Below are 2,411 nucleotides of genomic sequence, written 5' to 3' on the forward strand. Positions count from 1 at the left end.
GAGCCGTATTTGATGTCGCCGGGCGCGTTCGACAGGAAGATGTGCAGCAGCTCGGTCGAGCCGACGCCATCGAGGATGTCGACGCCGAAGCGCGCCTTCCAGCTGTTGCCGACGGATTCCGGCAGCGCCTCGCCAGCCGAGGTGCAGATGCGTAAAGCGCTGCCGCCGCGCTCGCTCTTCATGGTCTCGTCGTTGAGCATCGCCGCGAACAGCGTCGGCACGCCGTAGAAGATCGATGGGTTGTAGCGGTTCATCAGGTCGAACATCCGCGCCGGCGTCGGGCGCTCGCTGTTCAGCACCACGCTGGCGCCGACCGACATCGGGAAGGTCAACGCGTTGCCGAGGCCGTAGGCGAAGAACAGCTTTGCCGCGGACAGACAGACGTCGTTCTCGCGAATGCCGAGCACCTGCTTGGCATAGGTGTCGGCGGTCGCCTGCAAGTTCGAATGCAAATGACGCACGCCCTTGGGCATGCCGGTCGAGCCGGACGAATAGAGCCAGAACGCCGGCTCGTCGGAGTGGGTCGCTGCGGTCGTGAATTGATCGCTTTCGCCTGCGAGCTCCTCGGCGAGCTGCTTGTGGCCGTTCATCTTGGCACCGGACACCACGACATGCTCGAGATCCGACATGCGGCCGACGACGTCTTTGATGACGGGATAGAGCGCCTCCGACACGAACAGCACGCGGGCGCGGCAGTCGGCGAGGATGTAGGCGTACTGGTCCGCGGTCAGCAGCGTATTGAGCGGCACCGGCACGATGCCAGCGCGGATCGCCCCCAGAAACACGACCGGGAAATCGACCGTATCCAGCATGATCATCGCCACGCGCTCCTCGCGGCGGACGCCGAGCCGGCGCAGCATGTTGGCGGCGCGCCGCGTCTTAAGCTGGAGCTCGCCATAGGTGAGCCGCGAGACGGTGTCGTCGAAGACCAGCTTGCTCCCGCGGCCCTCCTCGACGTTGCGATCGAGCAGCCAGGTCACCGCGTTATAGGATCCCTCGCTCACGGACTTCTCTCCCGAATTTAGAATTATAATTCATAGAAAGACATTGTGGCGGCTTGCTGTCAATGCCATCAGGCACTATGTTTCATTAAAATGCGCCGCAGGACATCCGCTAAAGAAGGCCTATGACCGACAGTCCCGACGCCGAATCCCGATTTCTCGAACAGCTCGGCCAGCGCGTGCGCACCATGCGTGCGCTGCGCGGCATGTCGCGCAAGGTGCTCGCCAAGGTATCAGGAATCTCGGAGCGTTACATCGCGCAGCTCGAGAGCGGCAAGGGCAACGTCTCGATCGTGCTGCTGCGCCGCGTCTCGAACGCAATGGGCGCGCATCTCGAAGACCTGCTTCCTAGCGCCGATCCGACGCCGGACTGGCAGATGTTTCGTGATCTCCTGCGCAAGGCGACACCAAGCCAGATCGCGCAGGCGAAGGATCTGCTCGCCGGCGGCAGCGCATCCGCGCCGCGGCGCGCGCCGTTCTGCGGCATCGCGCTGATCGGCCTGCGCGGCGCCGGCAAGTCCACGCTCGGCAAGATTTTGGCGAAGAAGATCGGCTGGAGCTTTGTCGAGCTCAACAAGGCGATCGAGGAGCAGAACGGGCTCTCGATCGCGGAGATCATTGCGCTCTACGGCCAGGAAGGCTTTCGCCGCATGGAGCAGGCGGCGCTGCAACAGCTCCTGGCACGCAACGAACTGATGGTGCTCGCGACCGGCGGCGGCATCGTCTCGGAGCCGCTGACGTTCGACCAGATCCTGTCGTCGTTCTACACGATCTGGCTCAAGGCCGAGCCCGAGGAGCACATGGCGCGGGTGCGCCGCCAGGGCGACCTGCGTCCGATGGCCGACGACCGCTCCGCGATGACGGAGCTGCGCAACATCTTGCTCAGCCGCGAGCCGCTGTACTCGCGCGCGACGGCTGTGGTGGACACCGCCGGCCTCTCCGTCGATGCGGCTGCTGCACGGCTGATCGACGCGGTGCGCCCCGTGCTCCAGAACGAAGCGCGCAGCTTCGGCCTGCGCAGCGTGGCGCTGTAGGCGGGTGATACTCCGCTCCATCAAGCTTCTCCGCCGTCGTCCCGGCGAAGGCCGGGACCCATAACCCCAGGGAGTGGTTGTGGCGCGAGACTAGTAACCACGAGTCTTCGCCAAACTTCTCCCTGTGGTTGATGGTGTGGACGGCCCCCTACGGCATCAGTGTGCCAGAATGAGGTTGTTGCAAATCTCAGACAAGGGAGCCGTCCGTGAGCCAGATTATCCGCATTGGGATGGATACGTCGAAGTATATTTTTCAATTGCATGGGGTTGATGCATCGGAATCGGTCGTGCTTCGCAAGCGGCTGAGCCGCAAGGCGATGCGGGCGTTCTTTGCCAAGCTGCCGCCGACGGTGGTGGCGATCGAGGCCTGCGGGGC

2 protein-coding genes and 1 pseudogene are annotated in these 2,411 nt (G+C 64.0%); 2 read left to right on the forward strand and 1 reads right to left on the reverse strand.

The window, feature by feature from the left end; genetic code table 11:
* The coding region (locus tag AYJ54_RS53145) for a benzoate-CoA ligase family protein (RefSeq protein ID WP_245329252.1) at positions 1-1,004 on the reverse strand (1,004 nt) is incomplete at its 3' end.
* Between the two features lie 122 nt (positions 1,005-1,126).
* On the opposite strand from AYJ54_RS53145, the gene AYJ54_RS40550 reads away from it, so the two are divergent.
* Complete coding sequence (locus tag AYJ54_RS40550) at positions 1,127-2,035, forward strand: helix-turn-helix transcriptional regulator (RefSeq protein ID WP_063708095.1); 909 nt, start codon at positions 1,127-1,129, stop codon at positions 2,033-2,035.
* A 206-nt stretch (positions 2,036-2,241) separates the two neighbouring features.
* A pseudogene (locus AYJ54_RS50210) lies at positions 2,242-2,411 on the forward strand (IS110 family transposase); the annotation flags it as partial.

Origin of the sequence: Bradyrhizobium centrolobii (genome assembly GCF_001641635.1) — a bacterium.
Classification (GTDB): domain Bacteria; phylum Pseudomonadota; class Alphaproteobacteria; order Rhizobiales; family Xanthobacteraceae; genus Bradyrhizobium; species Bradyrhizobium centrolobii.